This is a genomic window from Marivita sp. (assembly GCF_022763305.1).
Lineage (GTDB): Bacteria > Pseudomonadota > Alphaproteobacteria > Rhodobacterales > Rhodobacteraceae > Marivita.
This window is the reverse complement of the sequence record NZ_JALEGT010000112.1, coordinates 1-2,947: the sequence shown is the minus strand read 5'-3', so window position 1 is coordinate 2,947 and position 2,947 is coordinate 1. Positions and strand designations below refer to the sequence as shown.

General features: G+C 62.9%; 7 protein-coding genes. All 7 read right to left on the bottom strand.

Going from position 1 to position 2,947, the window contains the following annotated elements; translation table 11 throughout:
* A partial coding sequence (locus MRY75_RS19580; protein WP_292309658.1) for an RES family NAD+ phosphorylase occupies positions 1–409 on the bottom strand: 409 nt, incomplete at its 3' end.
* Positions 406–807: an MbcA/ParS/Xre antitoxin family protein gene (locus MRY75_RS19575; protein WP_292309657.1), complete on the bottom strand. Its 402-nt coding sequence runs from the start codon at positions 805–807 to the stop codon at positions 406–408. The genes MRY75_RS19580 and MRY75_RS19575, both read right to left, overlap by 4 nt.
* 65 nt (positions 808–872) lie before the next feature.
* On the bottom strand, positions 873–1,517 hold the full coding sequence (locus tag MRY75_RS19570) for an antitoxin of toxin-antitoxin stability system (protein WP_292309656.1): 645 nt from the start codon (positions 1,515–1,517) through the stop codon (positions 873–875).
* On the bottom strand, positions 1,510–1,929 hold the full coding sequence (locus MRY75_RS19565; RefSeq protein ID WP_292309655.1) for a hypothetical protein: 420 nt from the start codon (positions 1,927–1,929) through the stop codon (positions 1,510–1,512). Before MRY75_RS19565 ends, MRY75_RS19570 begins: the two co-directional genes overlap by 8 nt.
* Before the next feature lie 75 nt (positions 1,930–2,004).
* A complete protein-coding gene (locus MRY75_RS19560) occupies positions 2,005–2,202 on the bottom strand; it encodes a hypothetical protein (protein WP_081874991.1) in 198 nt (65 codons plus the stop codon).
* 1 nt (position 2,203) lies between these two features.
* On the bottom strand, positions 2,204–2,581 hold the full coding sequence (locus MRY75_RS19555) for a hypothetical protein (protein ID WP_292309654.1): 378 nt from the start codon (positions 2,579–2,581) through the stop codon (positions 2,204–2,206).
* 10 nt (positions 2,582–2,591) lie between these two features.
* Positions 2,592–2,947 (bottom strand): DUF6878 family protein (locus MRY75_RS19550; protein WP_292309653.1); only part of this gene is annotated, 356 nt, incomplete at its 5' end.

The following is a 2,947-nucleotide window of genomic DNA, read 5'->3' as shown; positions in this document are numbered from 1 at the left end:
CATAGCGGGCGCTATCGTGGAAGCTGCCGGTAAAGCCGAGTTCGCGTGTGCGGTGCCAAGCCACTTCGCTGACAGAAACCATCACATCCCATGCGCAATACCACGCGCCGCGCTCCTCGGCGTTGAAGCGGTTTCCGCCGGCGCGGGTGTAAGTGAAGGCTGCGTTGACGTGACTGTCCCCATAGATGCGCAGATCGCGGCTGCGGCGTTGCCAAGCGAGTTCGCGCGGGTCCAGATGCGGGTTGCGCCCGCGTTCGGCCTGTAGACGTCCACTGGTCAGGCCCTCGATCTCTGCCAAGATCTCCATCTCGTCATCGGTATCGACGAGACCGCGCAGCGATGGTGGCTTGTGGTAAGTGGCGGGCAGGAGACGAACGAGACCGCGATCGGAAATCTCGGTCTGCTTCATGCCCCACCACGCAACGCATCAAGATAGGTCCGAACCGCGAGGATCTGCGGCAACCCCCCGTCGATGGCGGTGTCGACTGGTCGGCCGCCACCAAAGAGCGGCCCCTTGTTCGGTCGGGTGAACCAGCTTCTTGCCAGAGGCTCCGAGAAGTAGAGCTCGAGCGACTTGAAGATGCCAATTACAGCACTGAGCCGCAGCAGTTGGTCCTTGGTGAGCTCTCCGGCGAAATCCGGCTTCTTGGCGCGCTTCCACGTGCTCTCTGACATGTCGGCAAGGCCAGCCGCTTCCTTGAGACTGAGGCCCCAAGCATCGGCCACGCGTGCATAAGCTTTCAACGCGACGGCGTTGATCTGTGCGGGTTCCCGGATTTTCTCTGCAACGTACATGGAGTCCTCCATTGGTTTCAATATAGTCCATATGGACTTACTGTAAAGATCAAATGAACTTCGCGCTTTGATCTCTGTTACCCGAACCGCCGCCCTCCTTCCGTGAACGTATACGCGTTGACGATGATCCCCTCCTCGATGGCCTGGTCTGAGGTGAGGTGGTCGTATTCGGCTTCAAGCTGGCGGTAGAGCCAGCGGGCCAGATCACGCAGCGCCTCGGTCACGACTTCTTCCGCATCCTCGGTCGGCGGCTGCCAGGTCGCGCTGTCCCGCGTGATGTCCACCGACATGGTGTATTCATGGTAGTAGCGGCCACGGTGGCTGGCCTCGGCGGCGAGTTGGTAGAAGTTTCGCCGCTGGATGGCCTGCAGGCGGTCGGCGATGCCATGCAGCGTCGCGTCCGTGGGCGCATAGTCCCGGATGCGCTTGGCCGCGCCCTTGGCGTGGGACCAATAGCCCTCGAAGCAGGCCTCGTCGCCCTGGCTCCAGAAGCCGGAAAACCAGATGCAGGGCTTGGCCCGCGTCCCGCCGCCCATCAGACGGACGGGAGTCGTCTTCAGGCGGATGCCGAGGATCTCACAGACCCGCTCGAAATCCTCATAGACCGCGTCCCACCAGTCGTCGTGCGGCCCTAGGTCACGATACCAGCTGCGCGCCTTCTCCTTGGCGGCATCCGAGAGTTCGGGGAACTGGTAGACGGTGGTGCAGATCACCTCAGGCATCGATGTCCTCCCCGTTCAATGCGGCGGCCAGCCATTCTTGCGTGCTGGACCAGCCGATGGATTTGCGCGCGCCGAGATCAATGGCATGCGCGCCGCCACCAGAGGCGTCGAGTCGTGGCCGAGAGCAGGTCAGAGAATACTGGAACCCCCAAAGGCCGGTGAGGTTGAGGTCTTCGGCGAGGCGCAAGACGAAGCGGATGACGGCTTCGACATCGCCGTGGTCGTCATCATGGATCCAGAGACTGCTGCCCTCGGGGGCATCCTGGCGCGCGATGACGAAGCCCGCGACCTCCGGGTCGTCAGCGTCCTGATCCGCAGCGCGGAGTTCCTGAAACAGCGCGAGCGCGCGGGCGGCCTTGTCGGGGCTACCGACGTCGATCAGGCATGAGAAATGGGTGAAGTAATCCGCCATGGGGACCTCCTGAATGGGGAAAACCCGGCCGGGCGGCCGGGCGTTGTGTTGGAATGAAGGGGTGGTTGGGGGCGATCAGCCGGTCGGCGTGTCGCCCGCCGCCTGTCGTGCGGCATGAGCGCAGAGCATCTGCCGGTAGAAGCGCTTGCGCGCCAGCCGGAGACTGCAAACAGCACGCGTGTCGGGGTGTAGCGCCCGGACCGCCGCGCGAACCACTGCCAGTCGCGAAGCGGTCGGCGGCAAGCCAAGACGTCGATAAGTGGGATCGGTCATGTCACATGACCTCGACCACGGGCGAAGCGAGATGCGGATCGACCTGTGCCTCGATCCGTTCGGTCCGACCCATCCAGGGCTCGGGCCGGATGGCCTTCACCCAGTCGGCAAAACTCGGGATGAAGCCGAGGTCTTCCTTCACATGCTGCTCGCCGACCCACCGGGTCGGGATGATGCGTCCGGTCGAGAGGGTCAGGGTCGGCCCAAAGATGGTCTCGGCCATGAAGATACCCTCCGCATAGTGGCGCAGCGCGCGGTGCCGAAAATCGGCCGTGATCTCCTTGCTCTGGTCAAACCAGGAATGCACAGCCATGAAGTCGTCGACCGTGCCGCCCCATTTCTTCACCGAGGACAAGGCGTGGTGGTAGGGATGTGCCATCGCCGCCCCCTCAGAAATCGTGCGTGTAGAGTTCGGACGAGGTGAAGCGCTCGTTGAACTCAAGGTGGATGGTGCGAGCGCTCGCGTCGAAGCAGAATTCGCCGTAAGCCCCGTCGTTGTTCTCCCAGCCGCAATGGGTGTCGGAGAGGAAGTCGTAGGCCAGTTGCTCGACGACATCTTCGAGCGAAAGCGCCCGCATCTCGACCTCCGGGTCGTCCCAGGTCAATGCGGCATAGGCGATCTCGGTCTTGGGGAAAGCAACCTCGGTATCGCCAGCGTAGGCTTCGATGCTTTCAACCTGGCCGCTATCGCCATAGCCGTCAAAGCTCACGGTCACATGGGTGATGCCCGCGGCAGTCAGGCCAT

What these genes read in the sequence shown, in the direction of transcription:
- MRY75_RS19575 (WP_292309657.1), bottom strand. Translation starts at nt 807, where the DNA reads ATGGAGGACTCCATGTACGTTGCAGAGAAAATCCGGGAACCCGCACAG.
- MRY75_RS19570 (WP_292309656.1), bottom strand. Translation starts at nt 1,517, where the DNA reads ATGCCTGAGGTGATCTGCACCACCGTCTACCAGTTCCCCGAACTCTCG.
- MRY75_RS19565 (WP_292309655.1), bottom strand. Translation starts at nt 1,929, where the DNA reads ATGGCGGATTACTTCACCCATTTCTCATGCCTGATCGACGTCGGTAGC.
- MRY75_RS19560 (WP_081874991.1), bottom strand. Translation starts at nt 2,202, where the DNA reads ATGACCGATCCCACTTATCGACGTCTTGGCTTGCCGCCGACCGCTTCG.
- MRY75_RS19555 (WP_292309654.1), bottom strand. Translation starts at nt 2,581, where the DNA reads ATGGCACATCCCTACCACCACGCCTTGTCCTCGGTGAAGAAATGGGGC.